Annotated in this window: 17 protein-coding genes; 12 read left to right on the forward strand and 5 right to left on the reverse strand. The window is 59.8% G+C overall.

The annotated features are described in order from the left end of the window. Window positions 1-84 precede the first annotated feature (84 nt). The 5 genes from ribF to ispH all read left to right on the forward strand — a co-directional run bounded on the left by ribF (window position 85) and on the right by ispH (window position 5,905). Window positions 85-1,035 (forward strand): bifunctional riboflavin kinase/FAD synthetase, encoded by a 951-nt coding sequence (gene ribF / locus ACYZT6_RS00720; protein WP_131061737.1) that lies wholly within the window; start codon window positions 85-87, stop codon window positions 1,033-1,035. Next, entirely contained in the window at window positions 1,036-3,867 is a 2,832-nt protein-coding gene (gene ileS / locus ACYZT6_RS00725) for an isoleucine--tRNA ligase (RefSeq protein ID WP_462025328.1), read from the forward strand. It begins immediately after the preceding gene. Next, window positions 3,860-4,372, forward strand: a complete 513-nt coding sequence (gene lspA, locus ACYZT6_RS00730) for a signal peptidase II (protein ID WP_462025329.1) — start codon at window positions 3,860-3,862, stop codon at window positions 4,370-4,372. The genes ileS and lspA overlap by 8 nt, the downstream gene beginning before the upstream one ends. A 7-nt stretch (window positions 4,373-4,379) precedes the next feature. After that, entirely contained in the window at window positions 4,380-4,817 is a 438-nt protein-coding gene (gene fkpB / locus ACYZT6_RS00735) for an FKBP-type peptidyl-prolyl cis-trans isomerase (RefSeq protein ID WP_462029893.1), read from the forward strand. Window positions 4,818-4,957: 140 nt separating this feature from the next. Continuing rightward, entirely contained in the window at window positions 4,958-5,905 is a 948-nt protein-coding gene (gene ispH, locus ACYZT6_RS00740; protein WP_461955777.1) for a 4-hydroxy-3-methylbut-2-enyl diphosphate reductase, read from the forward strand. Here the strand turns inward: ispH and ACYZT6_RS00745 are convergent. Then, window positions 5,874-6,431: a GspH/FimT family pseudopilin gene (locus ACYZT6_RS00745; RefSeq protein WP_462025330.1), complete on the reverse strand. Its 558-nt coding sequence runs from the start codon at window positions 6,429-6,431 to the stop codon at window positions 5,874-5,876. The two genes, ispH and ACYZT6_RS00745, sit on opposite strands and share 32 nt — an antisense overlap. 131 nt (window positions 6,432-6,562) lie before the next feature. Here ACYZT6_RS00745 and ACYZT6_RS00750 point away from each other — a divergent pair, with 131 nt between their 5' ends. From ACYZT6_RS00750 to thiO, 7 genes are read left to right on the forward strand one after another with little or no spacing between them, the layout of a single operon-like run. Further along, window positions 6,563-7,036 carry a GspH/FimT family pseudopilin gene (locus ACYZT6_RS00750; protein ID WP_462025331.1) on the forward strand — a complete coding sequence of 158 codons (474 nt, stop codon included), beginning with the start codon at window positions 6,563-6,565 and terminating at the stop codon, window positions 7,034-7,036. Then, the gene (pilV, locus tag ACYZT6_RS00755) at window positions 7,033-7,482 is read left to right on the forward strand and encodes a type IV pilus modification protein PilV (protein ID WP_462025332.1); all 450 of its coding nucleotides are present in this window, start codon (window positions 7,033-7,035) and stop codon (window positions 7,480-7,482) included. Before ACYZT6_RS00750 ends, pilV begins: the two co-directional genes overlap by 4 nt. Beyond that, on the forward strand, window positions 7,479-8,192 hold the full coding sequence (locus tag ACYZT6_RS00760; protein ID WP_462025333.1) for a PilW family protein: 714 nt from the start codon (window positions 7,479-7,481) through the stop codon (window positions 8,190-8,192). Before pilV ends, ACYZT6_RS00760 begins: the two co-directional genes overlap by 4 nt. After that, a complete protein-coding gene (locus tag ACYZT6_RS00765; RefSeq protein ID WP_462025334.1) occupies window positions 8,189-8,659 on the forward strand; it encodes a pilus assembly PilX family protein in 471 nt (156 codons plus the stop codon). The genes ACYZT6_RS00760 and ACYZT6_RS00765 overlap by 4 nt, the downstream gene beginning before the upstream one ends. After that, on the forward strand, window positions 8,646-11,753 hold the full coding sequence (locus ACYZT6_RS00770; RefSeq protein ID WP_462025335.1) for a pilus assembly protein: 3,108 nt from the start codon (window positions 8,646-8,648) through the stop codon (window positions 11,751-11,753). Before ACYZT6_RS00765 ends, ACYZT6_RS00770 begins: the two co-directional genes overlap by 14 nt. Before the next feature lie 14 nt (window positions 11,754-11,767). Then, the gene (locus tag ACYZT6_RS00775) at window positions 11,768-12,169 is read left to right on the forward strand and encodes a type IV pilin protein (RefSeq protein ID WP_462025336.1); all 402 of its coding nucleotides are present in this window, start codon (window positions 11,768-11,770) and stop codon (window positions 12,167-12,169) included. A gap of 56 nt (window positions 12,170-12,225) precedes the next feature. Beyond that, on the forward strand, window positions 12,226-13,326 hold the full coding sequence (gene thiO, locus ACYZT6_RS00780) for a glycine oxidase ThiO (RefSeq protein WP_462025337.1): 1,101 nt from the start codon (window positions 12,226-12,228) through the stop codon (window positions 13,324-13,326). 128 nt (window positions 13,327-13,454) lie between these two features. Here the strand turns inward: thiO and ACYZT6_RS00785 are convergent, their stop codons facing one another. The 4 genes from ACYZT6_RS00785 to ACYZT6_RS00800 form a co-directional block, all read right to left on the reverse strand. Next, entirely contained in the window at window positions 13,455-14,795 is a 1,341-nt protein-coding gene (locus tag ACYZT6_RS00785) for a sigma-54-dependent transcriptional regulator (protein WP_462025338.1), read from the reverse strand. Between the two features lie 2 nt (window positions 14,796-14,797). Further along, window positions 14,798-16,387 carry a sensor histidine kinase gene (locus tag ACYZT6_RS00790; protein WP_462029894.1) on the reverse strand — a complete coding sequence of 530 codons (1,590 nt, stop codon included), beginning with the start codon at window positions 16,385-16,387 and terminating at the stop codon, window positions 14,798-14,800. Beyond that, window positions 16,377-16,610, reverse strand: a complete 234-nt coding sequence (locus tag ACYZT6_RS00795) for a PP0621 family protein (protein ID WP_131061749.1) — start codon at window positions 16,608-16,610, stop codon at window positions 16,377-16,379. The genes ACYZT6_RS00790 and ACYZT6_RS00795 overlap by 11 nt, the downstream gene beginning before the upstream one ends. A gap of 185 nt (window positions 16,611-16,795) precedes the next feature. Beyond that, window positions 16,796-17,818 carry an outer membrane protein assembly factor BamD gene (locus ACYZT6_RS00800; protein ID WP_462025339.1) on the reverse strand — a complete coding sequence of 341 codons (1,023 nt, stop codon included), beginning with the start codon at window positions 17,816-17,818 and terminating at the stop codon, window positions 16,796-16,798. Window positions 17,819-17,964: the final 146 nt, after the last annotated feature.

Consider the following 17,964-nt stretch of genomic DNA (forward strand, 5'->3'; position numbering starts at 1 on the left):
TCGATTACTTTGGGATACGGTGTTGCCTGTCGTCGGCCGCCGGGTGTGGTTATAATCGACCACTTTATGAGCAAGAAGCGCGTTATGCAGCTGGTTCGAGGCCTCCACAACCTGCGCCCCCAGCATCGGGGCTGTGTCGCCACTATTGGCAACTTTGACGGTGTTCACCGTGGCCACCAGGCTATCCTGGCGAGGCTGCGTGAGCGCGCTATCGAGTTGGGCGTGCCCAGCTGCGTGGTGATTTTCGAGCCGCAGCCGCGAGAATTCTTCGCCCCGGACACGGCCCCGGCCCGTCTGGCCCGGCTGCGGGACAAACTGCAGCTGCTGGCCGACGAGGGTGTCGACCGGGTCCTGTGCCTGGCCTTCAACCAGCGTCTGAGCAAGCTCAGCGCCAGTGAGTTCGTCGATACCATCCTGGTCGACGGCCTCGGCGTCCAGCACCTGGAGGTCGGTGACGACTTCCGGTTCGGCTGTGACCGGGTAGGGGATTTCGATTTCCTGCAACAGGCCGGCATCGTTCAGGGCTTTACCGTCGAAGCGGCGCAAACCGTTGAGCTGGACGGCATTCGTGTCAGCAGCACCCAGGTCCGCAACGCCTTGGCCGCTGCCGATTTTGCCTTGGCCGAGCGGCTGCTCGGTCGTCCGTTCCAGATCACCGGACGGGTCCTGCATGGCCAGAAGCTGGCGCGCCAATTGGGTACGCCAACCGCCAACATTCAACTCAAGCGTCGCCGCGTGCCGCTGACCGGGGTTTACCTGGTTGACGTCGACATCGACGGCAAGACCTGGCCAGGCGTCGCCAACATTGGCGTGCGGCCCACGGTACAAGGTGATGGCAAAGCCCACCTCGAAGTACACCTTTTAGATTTTGCCGGCGATCTGTATGACCGGCGTTTGACGGTGGTTTTCCACCACAAGCTGCGTGAAGAGCAGCGTTTCGCCTCTCTGGAGGCGCTTAAGACGGCGATCAATGCGGATGTTGCCTCCGCCCGTGCCCTGTCGCACCTAGCGCCAATCGCTAATGAAGAGCCTTAAATGACCGACTATAAAGCCACGCTAAACCTTCCGGACACCGCCTTCCCAATGAAGGCCGGCCTGCCTCAGCGCGAACCGCAGATTCTGCAGCGCTGGGACAGCATTGGCCTGTACGGTAAGTTGCGCGAGATTGGCAAGGATCGTCCGAAGTTCGTACTTCACGACGGTCCTCCGTACGCCAACGGCACGATTCACATCGGTCATGCGCTGAACAAGATTCTCAAGGACATGATCATCCGCTCGAAAACCCTGTCGGGTTTCGATGCGCCTTATGTTCCGGGCTGGGACTGCCACGGTCTGCCGATCGAGCACAAAGTCGAAGTGACCCACGGCAAAAACCTGGGCGCGGACAAAACCCGCGAACTGTGCCGTGCCTACGCCACCGAGCAGATCGAAGGCCAGAAGTCCGAATTCATTCGTCTGGGCGTGTTGGGCGACTTCGCCAACCCGTACAAGACCATGGATTTCAAGAACGAAGCCGGTGAAATCCGCGCTTTGGCCGAAATCGTCAAAGGCGGTTTCGTGTTCAAGGGCCTGAAGCCTGTGAACTGGTGCTTTGACTGCGGTTCGGCCCTGGCTGAAGCGGAAGTCGAGTACGAGAACAAAAAGTCCTCGACCATCGACGTGGCCTTCCCGATTGCCGACGAAGCCAAACTGGCTGCCGCTTTCGGTCTGCCGTCGCTGGGCAAACCTGCTTCGATCGTGATCTGGACCACCACCCCGTGGACCATCCCGGCCAACCAGGCGCTGAACGTTCACCCGGAATTCAACTATGCCCTGGTCGACGTCGGCGACAAACTGCTGGTGCTGGCTGAAGAGCTGGTCGAGTCGTGCCTGGCCCGTTACAGCCTGGAAGGTTCGGTCATCGCGACCACCACCGGTAAAGAGCTGGAGCTGATCAACTTCCGTCACCCGTTCTACGATCGCCTGTCGCCGGTTTACCTGGCCGATTACGTTGAACTGGGCGCTGGCACCGGCGTGGTTCACTCCGCTCCGGCCTACGGCGTGGACGACTTCGTGACCTGCAAGAAATACGGCATGGTCAACGACGACATTCTCAACCCGGTACAGAGCAACGGCGTCTACGCGACGTCGCTGGAGTTCTTCGGCGGCCAGTTCATCTGGAAGGCCAACCCGGCCATCGTCGACAAGCTGACCGAGGTCGGTGCGCTGCTGCACACCACCATCATCGAACACAGCTACATGCACTGCTGGCGCCACAAGACTCCGCTGATCTACCGCGCTACCGCGCAGTGGTTCATCGGCATGGACAAGGAGCCTGTCAGCGGCGACACCCTGCGCAAGCGTGCTCTTAAAGCCATCGAAGAGACTCAGTTCGTCCCGGCCTGGGGCCAGGCGCGCCTGCACTCGATGATCGCCAACCGTCCGGACTGGTGCATCTCCCGTCAGCGCAACTGGGGCGTGCCGATCCCGTTTTTCCTGAACAAGGAAAGCGGCGAGCTGCACCCACGTACCGCCGAGCTGATGGAAGAAGTCGCCAAGCGCGTCGAAGTCGAAGGCATCGAAGCCTGGTTCAAGATGGACGCTGCCGAGCTGCTGGGTGACGAAGCGCCGCTGTACGACAAGATCAGCGACACCCTCGATGTCTGGTTCGATTCGGGCACCACGCACTGGCACGTCCTGCGCGGTTCGCACCCGATGGGCCACGAGAGCGGTCCACGCGCCGACCTGTATTTGGAAGGCTCGGACCAACACCGTGGCTGGTTCCACTCGTCGCTGCTGACCGGTTGCGCCATCGACAATCACGCGCCGTACCGCGAGCTGCTGACTCACGGCTTCACCGTCGACGAGTCCGGCCGCAAGATGTCCAAGTCCCTGGGCAACGTGATCGCGCCGCAAAAAGTCAACGACACCCTGGGCGCCGACATCATGCGTCTGTGGGTGGCTTCCACCGATTACTCGGGTGAAATGGCGGTTTCCGAGCAGATCCTGCAACGCAGTGCGGACGCCTACCGGCGTATCCGTAACACCGCGCGCTTCCTGCTCTCCAACCTGACCGGTTTCAACCCGGCCACCGACATCCTGCCGGCTGAAGAAATGCTCGCGCTGGACCGTTGGGCCGTGGACCGCACCTTGCTGCTGCAACGCGAGTTGCAAGAGCACTACGGCGAATACCGCTTCTGGAACGTCTACTCCAAGATCCACAACTTCTGCGTGCAGGAGTTGGGCGGTTTCTACCTCGACATCATCAAGGACCGTCAGTACACCACTGGCGCCAACAGCAAGGCCCGCCGTTCGGCGCAAACCGCGCTGTACCACATCTCCGAAGCGCTGGTGCGCTGGATCGCGCCGATCCTCGCCTTCACCGCCGACGAACTGTGGGAATACCTGCCGGGTGAGCGTAACGAATCGGTGATGCTCAACACCTGGTACGAAGGGCTGACCGAGCTGCCGGAAAACGTCGAACTGGGCCGCGCCTACTGGGAGCGGATCATGGCGGTGAAGGTCGCTGTGAACAAGGAAATGGAAATCCAGCGCGCGGCCAAGGCCGTCGGTGGCAACCTGCAAGCCGAAGTGACGCTGTTCGCCGAAGACGCGCTGAGCGCCGACCTGGCCAAGCTGAGCAACGAACTGCGCTTCGTGCTGATCACTTCGACCGCCAGCGTTGCTCCGTTTGTGCAGGCGCCAGCCGATGCCGTGGTGACCGAAGTCAGCGGCCTGAAGCTGAAAATCGTCAAGTCGGCCTTCGCCAAGTGCGCCCGTTGCTGGCACTGCCGTGAAGACGTCGGCGTGAACCCGGAGCATCCGGAAATCTGCGGTCGTTGCGTCGATAACATCAGCGGCACTGGCGAGGTTCGTCACTATGCCTAATGCCATTAGCCGTTTCGGACGGCTGAGCTGGCTCTGGTTGAGCTTGCTGGTTCTGGTCATCGACCAGGCCAGCAAGTTTTACTTCGAAGGCTCACTGAAGATGTACCAGCAAATCGTGGTGATCCCCGATTACTTCAGCTGGACATTGGCCTACAACACTGGCGCCGCGTTCAGTTTCCTGGCCGACAGCTCCGGCTGGCAGCGCTGGCTGTTTGCCCTGATCGCGATGGTGGTCAGTGCGGTGCTGGTGGTGTGGCTCAAGCGTCTGGGGCGCAATGAAACCTGGCTGGCCGTCGCTTTGGCGCTGGTGCTCGGCGGCGCGCTGGGCAATCTGTATGACCGCATTGCCTATGGCCATGTGATCGATTTCATCCTGGTGCATTGGCAGAACCGCTGGTACTTCCCGGCGTTCAACTTTGCCGACAGTGCGATTACTGTCGGTGCGGTGATGCTTGCACTGGACATGTTCAAAAGTAAGAAAACCGGAGAAGCCGTTCATGACTGAACAGGTATTGGCTGAGCAACGCATCCGCCAGAACACGGAAGTCACCTTGCACTTTGCATTGCGCCTGGAGAACGGCGACACCGTCGACAGCACCTTCGACAAAGCCCCGGCGACCTTCAAGGTTGGCGATGGCAACCTGTTACCAGGTTTCGAAGCGGCGCTGTTCGGCTTCAAGGCGGGCGACAAGCGCACGCTGACGATTCAACCGGAAAACGCGTTCGGCCAGCCGAACCCGCAGAACGTACAGATCATTCCGCGCTCGCAGTTCAAGGACATGGAACTGTCGCCGGGATTGCTGGTGATCTTCAACGATGCGGCCAATACTGAGCTGCCAGGCGTTGTGAAGGAATTCGATGACGAGCAAGTGACCATCGACTTCAACCACCCGCTGGCCGGCAAGACATTGACCTTTGACGTCGAGATCATCAGCGTCGTGGGTCTTTAACTTGTAGGAGCGAAGCTTGCTCGCGAAGGCGTCATCACATTCAACGTTGATGTCGAATGAGATACCGCCTTCGCGAGCAAGCTTCGCTCCTACAGGGATGTAATGTTCTAACTTCTTACGCGCAAGACACGAGGCACAGCATGCAAATCAAACTCGCCAACCCCCGTGGCTTCTGCGCTGGTGTGGACCGGGCGATCGAAATCGTCAACCGCGCCCTGGAAGTTTTCGGGCCGCCGATCTATGTGCGCCACGAAGTGGTTCACAACAAATTCGTCGTCGAAGACCTGCGTGCTCGCGGGGCGATCTTCGTCGAGGAGCTGGATCAGGTGCCGGACGATGTCATCGTGATCTTCAGTGCCCACGGCGTTTCCCAGGCTGTGCGTACCGAAGCCGCTGGCCGTGGCCTGAAAGTGTTCGACGCGACCTGCCCACTGGTGACCAAGGTGCACATCGAAGTCGCGCGTTACAGCCGCGACGGTCGTGAATGCATCCTCATTGGCCACGCCGGTCACCCGGAAGTCGAAGGCACCATGGGCCAGTACGACGGCAGCAATGGTGGTGCGATCTATCTGGTTGAAGACGAGAAAGACGTCGCCTCGTTGCAGGTGGTCAACCCCGAAAAACTGGCGTTCGTGACTCAGACCACCTTGTCCATGGACGACACCAGCCGCGTGATCGACGCCCTGCGTGCACGTTTCCCGGCGATCGGTGGTCCGCGCAAGGACGACATCTGCTACGCCACGCAAAACCGTCAGGACGCCGTGAAGCAACTGGCCGACGAATGCGACGTGGTGCTGGTGGTCGGCAGCCCGAACAGCTCCAACTCCAACCGCTTGCGTGAACTCGCCGAACGCATGGCCACTCCGGCCTACCTGATCGACGGCGCCGAAGACCTGCAAAAGAGTTGGTTCGACGGTGTCGAGCGTATCGGCATCACCGCTGGCGCCTCTGCTCCGGAAGTGCTGGTGCGTGGCGTGATCCAGCAGTTGCAGGCCTGGGGTGCCACCGGTGCCGATGAATTGGCCGGTCGCGAGGAGAACATCACGTTCTCCATGCCTAAAGAGTTGCGCGTGCGCTCCCTGCTTTAACTGTTTTCCCTCCCGGACACAGCGCCTGCTCAGCCTTCTCGCTGCGCAGGCTGACACGACCGGTCGCGGCCAGCACCACCTGGAGCTGGCTGACCGGTTCACGGGCAGCGCATATGTGCAGCGTTCCCGCTTGAAAGGCCCGGCCAGGCATCTGTGGTTCGCCGATACGGCTGAAACGCACATATCGCTTGACTGGCCAATTGCCGACGACGGGCACCCCAGCGCTACTCGCGTGTTCAACAAGCAGCGGATTGCTGCTGTCCTCCGGCCCTTTGCCGCTGATATCCAGAATGATTCGCCAGCCCTGACCCCAGTCGTCGTTGATGCCATGAATGACGACGGTCTGATTGCGCGCGAGAGCTTCGCTTCTGGCGCTGCGAATACCGCTGGCAAGAGACTTCGCTGCCTCCTCGCGATGATTCGACTCTGTTAGTGATGCGAACGCCGGACTGACCAACAGCAGAACAATCCCGGCAATTGTCAGTCCCATGAGCAGTTCGATCAGACTGAAACCTCGTTGATGCATGTCATCTCCCTCCGTGGAGTGCTGCGGCCCGCGCAATCCGTGCGCGAGTATTGGCAAATCAACCGTACACCGGTCGGTCGAATGTTCTAGCGTGTAGAAGCAGGTATAGCCGACGGCAACGGAGGGCATCGATGGATCATCGTACAAAAGGTTTCACGCTGATCGAGCTGCTGGTCTCGCTCGCGGTATTTCTGATCCTGATCACCCTGGCCGTGCCGGCGTTTACCCGGTCGGTGCAAGGCACCAAGGCCGACACCGAAATCGGTGACCTGCAACGCGGACTCAATTTCGCACGACTTCAGGCCATCGACCGGGGCGTCGCCACTCGGGTTCGTCCGACGGCGGGTGGCAGCGTCTGGACCGGTGAGTTAGCGGTCTATGACGGTACTGGCAATCCGGCCAATGTATTGCGGGTTGTTCCAGCGATGAGCAGCGGGGCGACTCTGACGCTAACCTCAGGAGTGACCGCCATCGATTTCAACAACCTCGGTGGTTTGTCGGCGCCATCCACACCCTTGGTGATCAGCTACGTGCTGGGGGCGCAAAGCAGGACGCTGAATGTGTGTTTGAACGGACGAATTCTATTGGGTGGAAGTTGCGGATGAGGGAACGGAGTAAACATGCACAGGAGGGCATGACGCTGATCGAAGTTCTGGTCGCGTTGGTGATTCTGACCGTGGGCCTGCTGGGCGCGGCGGCTATCCAGCTAAACGCGCTGAAATACACCGACAGCTCGCGGATGACCAGCCAGGCGAGTTTTATCGCCTACGACATGATGGACCGTATCCGCGCCAACTCCGGCGCCGATTACACCGTGACGCCACCGACCTCAGGCAACCTGAACGTCGCCCGCGATCAGGACCTCTACGATTTCACCACCAACATCGTCAATTTCGGCGGTGCGACAGCCACCGGCACCGTTGCGTTGAACCAGCGGGTGTACACCATCACCATCACCTGGGATGACTCGCGCGCTGCCAATACCGCCAACTCGCGTCGCAGTTTTGTCCTGACCAGTCGTGCCACAGTCGACCCGGTGGCGACGCCATGAGGCGGTCCAGCAGAGGTTTCGGGCTGATCGAGTTGTTGATCGCCCTCGCGTTGAGCCTGATTGTGGTGCTGGGCGTGGTGCAGGTTTTCATCGCCGCTAAAAATACCTACATCAGCCAGAACACCGCTGCCGCCATGCAGGAAGACGCGCGATTCGTGCTGAGCAAGATGATTCAGGAAATTCGCATGGTCGGTATGTTTGGCTGCCTGGGCATGATCACCGACTCAAGCACTGCCGGTGATTTCAACACCAGCCAGATAACGCCCGTCAATTGGGATAACACCAACCTCAAGTTGACGCTGGTAACCGCCGATGTCGGCAGCAGTGGCGGGGTGCCGGCCTGGACGGTGATCTCCGACTGTCGAAACACGGCGACGGCCTACACTGGCGCGCGAGTTCCGGCCTCGGGGTTTCTTGCGTTTCCGATCCGGCGGCTGATCTACAGTTTCAGCAATAACAAAATCATGATGGGCTCCGGTACCGGCACGCCGGCCCAGTTCGTGCTGGTCGATAACGTCAGTGCCTTCAGCGTGAGCTTTGGCCTCGCCAGCTCCGCCACTGATGTAGCCGCTACCAGTTACAGCCTTAATCCGTCCGACCCTGCACGAATTCGCAGCGTACGCCTGAGCTTGACCCTCACCGACCCCAACAACCGTGTGCGCAATCAAACCTTCAACGTGGTTGCAGCCTTGCGCAACAGGTTGCCATGAGGAAGGCCTCCATGACTGTTCACACCCAGCGGGGCATGGCGCTGCTGGTCAGCCTGGTGTTTCTGCTGTTGCTGACCTTGATCGGCCTGTCATCGATGCAGAACGCGACCCTGCAGGAAAAAATGGCCGGCAGCGTAAGTTTGCGCAACCAGTCGTTCCAGGGTGCCGAAGCGGCGTTACGCGTGGGTGAAAGCGCGGTGCAGCTGGACAGCTATTCATTGCCTGTCTGTAGCCAGTGCGCACCACCGGCCGACGCGTCGACGATCACCGCCGCCGGCGCCAGTTCCACCTCCGGGGTAACCTGGATTGCCTCCGGCAGGGGGTTTTACGGGGTGCAGAATATCGGCACCACGGTCAACGCCGTGAATGTGCCGAGCAACACCTCGGCGACGCTTTACCGGGTGACCGCCGTCGGCATCGCGGGCAACTCGCGCAGCGTCGTGGAGAGTATTTATGCGAAATACTGAAAGGCGCGGTGGCGTATGGCAGCTGATTTGCGGCGTGGTATTGGGGCTTTACCTGTCGGCTCCGGCATACGCTTTCACGCCCTCGGACTCTCCGCTGTTGAGCGCTGCGGCCGTCGCCCCGAACGTCATGCTACTGATCGACGACTCGGGGAGCATGAACAACATCATCTGGGCGCCGGGTTTCGATCCGACTGTCAGCCGCGCGCAAATTGCGAACTGCAATTCAAACGGCTCATGTTTGAACGGACAGAACCTGGACATGGAAGATACCAATATCGCCTTGTCGAGCCTTAACCGTGGAAACTGCTCCAACAACGGTAACTGGTACGGTTTTTATCGGGGGTTTTTGGGATTGTCATCGATATGCCTGAAGCTACCCGACCCTGTGGGTAATGAAAACACGCGTTATACGGCTAACTATCTGTCTTATCTGGTGAGCCTGGCCAATGGTTCGAACAGGGATTTCACCACGGGCACCGGTGCCATCCCCAACGATTACCGCATGAACGTAGCAAAGGATGTTTCTACGAATCTGGTCACCAGTAATCGCGAGCTGCGTATCGGGCTTGCGACATTCAACCCGCCCACGGGCAATAATTCCGGCCCCGGCGGGTTTATCCCCCGCGCTGTCAGTGATCTGTCTGCTGGCGGGAGCATCACCCAGGGTCAGGCGCAAACCAACTTCAACAACCTGATTTCATCGATCGATGGTTTGAGTGCAATCGCCAATACCCCGTTGGCGGAAACTTATTACGAGATCACGCGGTACATGCGCGGCATGGCGCCGTACTACAACTCGACGCCAACCACTTACACCAGCCCGATCCAGTATCGCTGTCAGAAAAACTATGGCGTCGTGATCACCGATGGCTTGCCGACCTATGACCGGACGTTTCCGACTACCGATCCACTGGGTGGTACTCGCTTGCCCAACTGGGATGGCGTGAATAACGATGGTGACAACCTGAGTGGTGACGGAGAAGGCGACACGCTGTATCTGGACGATATCGCCAAGTTCTCCTTCGACATCGACATGCGCTCCACAGGTAATGATCTGGCAGGAAAAAGCTGGAATGCTGCGGATTTTCCCAAGCAGAACATGAACACCTACACCGTGGGTTTTACCGCCGCGAACCAGATGTTGTCGGATGCGGCCAGCTACGGACAGGGCAAGTACTATCAGGCGACCGACAGCGCCGGGCTCAACAGCGCATTGTCCTCGGCGCTGAGTGACATCACCTCGAAGGCCGGTTCCGGTGGTAGTGGCGTCACCAGCGGTACCACCCTGGCCAGCAATTCAAGTTACTTCCAGACCAGTTATGACCCGAAGGACTGGCGCGGCACGATCAAATCCTTTGGCTTCACCTCGGCGGGCATCGTGAACACCGCCGCAGCGCTATGGACCACCGACACCACCATCGTCCCCGGTGCCACAGCGCCGACTTACCAGTCCTGGAACACCCTGACCAACGCCGCCGTCACCTTGGCTTATGCCAGTTTCTCCCCGGCGCAACAGACCTCCCTCAGCCAAGGCCTGCCCACCGGCATCACCGGCAGCGATCTGGTGGAGTGGAGCAAAGGCACCAACAAAACCGGGCTGAAGGTGCGCAGCGTGCTGCTCGGCGACATCATCAACTCGCCCCTCGTACTGGCTTCGCCCACGGATAAAACCGCGTCCGACTTGGTGGGCGATACCACCTACAGCACCTACCTGACCACAAAATCCACCACCATGAGTCCCAGCCTGGTGGTGAATGCCAACGACGGGTTCGTGAATGTCATCAACTCGGCCAATGGCGTCCGGCGTTATGCCTACATGCCTTCCAGCGTGTTGCCATCGCTGCGCTACATCGCCGACCCGACCTACATCAACGGTGTGAACCACAAGTTTCTGGTCGACGGTCAGGTCGGGGTGTTCGACGCCCAGTTCAGTGGTGCCTGGAAAACCCTGGCCATTGGCGGAACCGGGGCGGGCGGCAGGACTTTTTATGCATTGCAGTTGTTCGATGCGTCAGCGGGTAACGTGTTCAAGGCACTGTGGGAGATCAGCGCGCCGGCCACCGCCAGTACCGCGAACGTTTTCAATGATCTGGGTTATGCCTATGCACGACCTGAAGTGGCACGCTTGGCCGACGGTCGATGGGCCGCGTTCATTTCCAACGGTTATGGCAGCAACTCCGGGGTGGCCGCGTTGTACGTGGTGGACATTCGTGACGGCTCGTTGATCAAGAAAATCGTGGTCGACAGCACCGACACCACCAATGGGCTGTCGTCGGTGAAGCTCAGGGTCAACTCGCAGAATGTGGTGCAGGCCGCCTATGGTGGCGACTTGAAAGGGCGGTTATGGAAGTTCGATTTGAGCGCTACCGCCCCCGACACCTGGGGCGTGGCATTTTCCGGCAAGCCGCTGTTTACCACCGCGGGTGGCGCCACTCAGCCCATTACCGTGCAGCCATTGCTGGCGGACAATTCACTGGGTGGCAAGGAAGTGTTTTTCGGCACCGGCAAATTCAACGAGACTGCCGACAAGACCAACAAGGATTTACAGGCGTTCTACGCCGTGTGGGATGCGGAAGGCGGTGCGGGTCAGATCACCGTGTCCAGTTTGCAGGCGCAAGCGGTGACCGGTGTGTTCTCGGGCAGCACCGGTCAATTCATCACCACCAGTCAGAACGAAGTGACCTATCCGGCGGAGAAGGGCTGGTACTTGCCGCTGGTGTACAACAACGTGCTGACAGGGGAGCGGGTGATCAATCAGGCCAATCTGGTGCTGGGACGGATCATCTTTACTACGGCGAGTGTGGACACCACAGACCCATGTGCCAGCTTCGGCACCGGCAAACTGGTCGAACTGGATGCGTTCAGCGGTAAGATGCTCAACTACGCGGTGCTCGATACCAACAACGATGGGACGGTCGACAGCAGGGACACAGTGTCCAGCGGAGTGATTTTCACCGGCGGCATCCCGACCCTGAATGCCATCGTCAACGGCGCGACCCGCAAGATCGTGAACGATTCCAGTGGCGGCATCAGCACACTGGTGGAAAAATCCGGCGGCGGCAGCCGTCGCATCATGTGGCGACAAATACAGTAAGCGAGAGTTGAGGAATGCACAGATCCAACCGAGGTTTCACCCTGATCGAAATCATGATCGTGATTGCGATCATCGGGATCGTCATGACCATTGCCGCCCCAAGCCTCACCGAGTACGTGAAAAAGGGCCGCCGCACCGAAATAGCCGGGCTGCTCTCCGAGCAGGCGCAAATCCTTGAGCGGTTCTACTCGAAGAACAATGTCTACACCGCTGCCACCGGACTGAGCGCTGGCAATGACTTTTACACCATCACCCCGACCCTGACCGACCAGACCTTCCTGCTGACGGCCGCGCGCAGGACCGGAGCTGCGATGGCGACCGACAAATGTGGGGATTTCACCCTCACCAACACCGGGGTCAGAAGCATGGTCAATGCAACGTCCGGGCTTGCCACCAAAGATTGCTGGGGTCGCTGAGTTCCTTTTTCGGGCGCCTTTTGCGCCCTCTGTCTATTTATCGGTTGGATCTGAACATGAGCAGGCAACAGCAAGTGGTGATTGTCGGCGGCGGCGTGATTGGGTTGCTGACGGCATTCAATCTCGCGTCCGAAGTGCAAAGTGTTGTGCTGCTGGATCGTTCGAACGTCGGCCAGGAATCGTCATGGGCCGGTGGCGGGATTGTTTCGCCGCTCTATCCGTGGCGCTACAGCCCGGCAGTCACCGCGCTGGCGCATTGGTCCCAGGATTTTTATCCACAGCTCGGTGAGCGGCTGTTTGCAGCGACCGGGGTTGATCCCGAAGTGCACACCACCGGCCTGTACTGGCTGGATCTGGATGACGAGGCCGAGGCGCTGGCCTGGGCCGAACGGGAAAACCGTCCGCTGCGGGCTGTGGATATCTCCGCGGCACACGACGCCGTACCGGTGTTGGGTGGCGGGTTTTCCCGGGCGATCTTCATGGCCGACGTGGCCAACGTGCGCAATCCGCGGCTGGTGAAATCCCTCAAGGCTGCGTTGCTTGCGCTGCCGAACGTGACGATCCGTGAGCAGTGCGAAGTCAGCGGGTTTATTCGTGAAGGCGATACGGTGGTCGGCGTGCAGACCTCGTCGGGCCCTGTTCACGCTGATCAGGTGGTCCTCACGGCGGGCGCCTGGAGTGGTGACTTGCTCAAGAGTCTGGGCCTGGAACTGCCGGTCGAACCGGTCAAAGGACAGATGATTCTGTATAAGTGCGCGGCGGACTTTCTGCCGAGTATGGTGCTGGCCAAGGGACGCTATGCGATTCCCCGGCGCGACGGGCACATTCTGATTGGCAGCACGCTGGAGCATGAAGGCTACGACAAGACGCCGACCAACTCGGCGCTGGAGAGTCTGAAGGCATCGGCGGTGGACTTGATCCCTGCGCTGGCGGATGCCGAAGTCGTGGGGCATTGGGCCGGATTGCGCCCGGGTTCGCCGGAGGGGATTCCCTATATTGGCCGAGTGCCGGGGTTCGACGGGCTATGGCTCAATTGCGGGCATTACCGTAATGGGCTGGTGCTGGCGCCGGCGTCGTGTCAGTTGTTTGTGGATGTGATGTTGGGGAGGGCGCCGATTATTGATCCGGCGCCGTATGCGCCGACCGGGCGGATCTGACTGCACGATTTTTATTGCCTGTCAGATCGCCTTCGCGGGCAAGCCTCGCTCCTACAGATTTGAGTCGATCAATACATTTGCGAACGACACAACCCCTGTAGGAGCGAGGCTTGCCCGCGAAGGGGCCCTCAATCCAACCCCAATTTCTTCAGTCGATAACGCATCGACCTGAACGACAAATTCAACCGCTGAGCCGCCGCCGTGCGGTTCCAGCGGGTTTCCTCCAAAGCCTGGAGGATGAGTTTACGTTCGACGTTTTCCAGATAGTCTTCCAGGTTGTCGATCTGCGTCAGGTCCGCCACACCGCTCTCTGCCGCGCAGTTCCCTTCGGCCAGCCGCAGGTCGCTGGCCTCGATCTGTTTGTTCTCGCACAGGGTATAAGCCCGTTCCAGCACGTTCTCCAATTCCCGCACGTTGCCCGGAAAGCGGTAACTTTTCAGCGCATCCAGGGCGAGCGGGTGGAGTTTTGCGGCGGGTTGTCCGCTACCGGCTGCCAGACGCTTGAGTACATGGCTGGCCAGCGGTTCGATGTCGTCGCGGCGCTCGCGCAAAGGGGGAACGCGTAGCTCGATCACGTTCAGCCGGTAGTACAAATCCTGGCGAAAGCGTTCGGCGGTGACCTCGGCGTCGAGGTCTTTGTGGGTGGCGCAAAGGATGCGGACGTCGACCACCATTTCTTGCTGCCCGCCGACGCTGCGAACGGCTTTCTCCTGAATGGCCCGAAGCAGTTTGACCTGCATCGCCAATGGCAAATCGGCCACTTCGTCGAGAAACAGGGTACCGCCATGGGCAGCCTGAAACAGCCCGGGTTTGTCTTCGATGGCGCCGCTGAAACTGCCTTTGCGATGACCGAAGAACTCGCTTTCCATCAACTCAGAGGGAATTGCCCCGCAGTTGACCGGCACGAACGGCTGATTCGCTCGCGGACTTTGTTCGTGAATCAGCCGGGCGACCAATTCCTTGCCGCTGCCGGATTCGCCGCTGATGTACACCGGCGCCTGGCTGCGGGCGAGTTTGTCGATTTGTTTGCGCAGGTTGCGCATGGGCAGTGAGTCGCCCAACAACCGGCGATCGATGGCGCTAGTGGCGCCGCCCGGTGCCGGCAAGCGCAGTGCGCTAGTGACCAGTTCGCGCAGGCGTGTCAGGTCGACCGGTTTGGTCAGGAAATCGAAGGCGCCGGCCTTGAGGGCGTTGATGGCCGTTTCGAGACTGCCATAAGCGGTGATCATCGCCACCGGTACTTGTGGGTAACGCTGCTGGATGTACTGCACCAGCTCAAGGCCGGTGCCGTCGGGCAGGCGCATGTCGGTCAGGCACAGGTCGAATGTCTCCCGCGTCAACAAGGCCTGGGCTTCGCCAAGGTTGCGGGCACTGTAGGTATCGAGTTTCATCCGTCCCAGGGTGATTTCCAGGAGTTCGCGGATATCCGGTTCGTCGTCGACGATCAGGACTTTTGGCCGTGGGCTCATGTTCAACTTTGTTTCCGTCCGTGAGCAAAAGTGATGCGAAAGCAGCCGCCGCCTTGGCGTGGTTTGAAGTCTAGGCGGGCCTGGTTGCTTTCGCACAGCTCACGGGACAGATAAAGCCCCAGGCCTGTGCCCTGGTTACTGGTGGTGAAGAAGGGTTCGAATAAATGCGTCTGTTGGTCCAGCGCCACGCCGGGGCCGTTGTCCAGGACTTCGAGCGTCGCCAACTGGCTGTCGGGGTCGACAAACAGCTCGAGCCAGACCTGCGCCAGGTCGTGATTCAGGGCACTATGGCGCCAGGCATTGCGCAACAGATTGTCGAGAATCTGGGTCAGCTGATTGGGGTCCATCAGGGTTTTGAAGTCGCCCGAGCCGATGCGCAGGTGAATGAGCTGGCGCTCGGTCGCCCCCTCCCGGGTTTCGGCGACGAAGTGCTCCAGCCACGGCTTCAGATCGAGCCTTTGCGGCACGGTTTGCTGACGGCGGGACAGTTGCAGGACGTTTTCGATAACCCGATTCATTCGCTGAGAGTGGTCTTGGATAATCTGGGTCAGACGCCGATCCGCGCCGTTCAGTTCCTCGGATTCCTGCAATAGCTGCGCGGCATGACTAATGGCGCCCAGTGGATTGCGGATTTCATGGGCGATACCGGCCGTCAGGCGACCGAGTGCAGCGAGTTTCAGTTGCTGCGCTTGTTGAGCGATCTGGGCAATGTCCTCGAGAAACACCAGGGTCTGATGATTCGGGCTTTGGTCCAGGGCAATGAAGCTGGGTTGCAGTTCCAGGCCACTGCTGGCGATTTTCAGGCTTTGCGGGCGTAACGACGGATTGTTGAACCACAGTTGAAGGCGTTCGACCAATGTCGGCGAATACTCGTCGATCAATCGCCCGTCGAGGTTTTTCTGCCCCAGCAAAATCAGGGCGCTGTGATTGGCCAGTTGCACCCGCCGCTGATCGTCCAGCACCAGAATGCCCGTGCGCATGCGATGCAGGATCAGCGCGTTGAGGGCTTCCAGGCCAACCACTTCACTGGCCCGCTGTTCGGCCAGGCTTTCACTGTCTTCCAGACGCCTGATCAGCCCTTGCACCAGTAACGCCGCGGCAAAACACAGCGCGCCGAGAGTGCCGACTTGCAGGTATTCGCTGGGACTGATCGGGTGACTGAAGCTCAGGAGGAAACTGAAACCGACGATGCCAAGGGCGGCGACAGCCGCTATCAACAGGCCGATACGCCCACGCAATAAGGTGTTGCTGATGGCCACCGACACGATCAGCAGGTTGCCGATGGCGCTGGCCAATCCGCCAGCGGCGTAGAACAAGCCGCACAGCAGCAGGACGTCGATCAACGCGAGGCTGAAAAGCTGTGCCGGTCGTCGGGTGTTCTCCCAAAAGACCACCAGCAAGATATTCAGCACCAGGTACAACCAGCTGCCACTGCGCAGCAGGTCGTCCTTGGCGAAGGCCAGCAACTGATTGTCCATGTTGCTGGAGATCAACAGCACCAGGGTGATGCCGACGCTCAAACGGTAGAGATGATAAAGGCGCAGCAGTCGCAGGGCCTGTTTGCTGCCAGGACTGGAGGTCTCAGCGATCACTTGAGCCTGGGCCTTGCTCAAGGTGAGCCTGGCTGCAATACCACTGTTGTTGAAGGCTCAGCGCGCGGTCGCGGGGCAGGTGAACGCCGCAATGAGCACAGCGGACCATGGGCGCCGCATCCAGCTCGGCGGAGGATTTTGGAGCGGAAGTCGAAGCCTTGTACTTGCGCCAGAACCATACCGCAGCGGCAATCAGGGCAATCCAGAACAATAAACGAAGCATGGCGAGCGGCTTTATCAGCTAATGATCAGGCAGTTTAGCCAAGGACCTGACCCGCGCACAGCGTTATAGCGCTACGTAACCTTGTAGGAGCGAGGCTTGCCCGCGAAGAACGATAACGCGGTGTTTCAGGAACACCGCATTGGCTTCTTCGCGGGCAAGCCTCGCTCCTACAGAGTCTCCGTTTATCAGTCGAACACGCCGAAGGTCATGTAGCTGAACCACGAGCGGTCGCTGTTGTTGCCTTCCGCTTCGTGTTCCTCTTCTTCGATCACGTCGCCATCTGCGTCTTTAGGCTTGAGATCGTTCGGAATCGCGTCCTTGGCATCCTGGAACTGCTTCTGCACGTCCTGGTTGGCGCGGGTTTCGCCCGGCGGCAGCGGCGGACGGGATTCGATCAGGCCCAAAGTAGCCTTGCTCAGCCACGAACGGTTATCGGCTTCGTCGACCGAAGGCTTGAACTGACCGTCCACCAGGGTTGGGTGGTTCGGGTAGTTGAGCTTCAGGGTTTCGAGGCTGGTGGCTGCCAGGTCGTCCAGGTGCAGACGCTGGTAGGCTTCGGTCATCACCGCCAGGCCGTCACCGACCGATGGGGTTTCCTGGAAGTTCTCCACGACATAACGACCACGGTTCGCGGCGGCGACATAGGCCTGACGGGTCAGGTAGTAGTCGGCAACGTGAATCTCGTAGGCCGCCAGCAGGTTGCGCAGGTAGATCATGCGCTGCTTGGCGTCCGGCGAGTAGCGGCTGTTCGGGAAGCGGCTGGTCAGCTGGGCGAACTCGTTGTACGAGTCGCGAGCGGCACCGGGGTCACGCTTGGTCATGTCCAACGGCAGGAAGCGCGACAGCAGGCCGACGTCCTGGTCGAAGGAGGTCAGACCTTTGAGGTAATACGCATAATCCACGTTCGGATGCTGCGGGTGCAAACGAATGAAACGCTCTGCGGCAGACTTGGCAGCCTCAGGCTCGGCGTTCTTGTAGTTGGCGTAGATCAGCTCGAGTTGAGCCTGATCGGCGTAGCGCCCGAACGGATAACGCGACTCCAGCGCCTTCAGCTTGGCTGTGGCGGCGGTGTAGCTATTGTTGTCCAGGTCGGTCTGAGCCTGCTGGTACAGCTCGACTTCGCTAAGGTTTTCGTCTACGACTTCCTTCGATGAGCAAGCAGCGGTCAATGCGAGGATGGCGATCAGCAGCAGGTGTTTCACTTGCATGGCGGCTTGCGTCCCTATGACGGCCGCTGTCTTGGGCGAGGCCGTCCTGTTATGATGAGCGCCCCGTTGAATAGCCTCGGGGCAAAAGACGCCGTATTTAACCACAAGCGCGCAGCCGAAACCAAAGGCTGTGCCGACGCCTAGTC

It is taken from the genome of Pseudomonas sp. RT6P73, assembly GCF_054897715.1.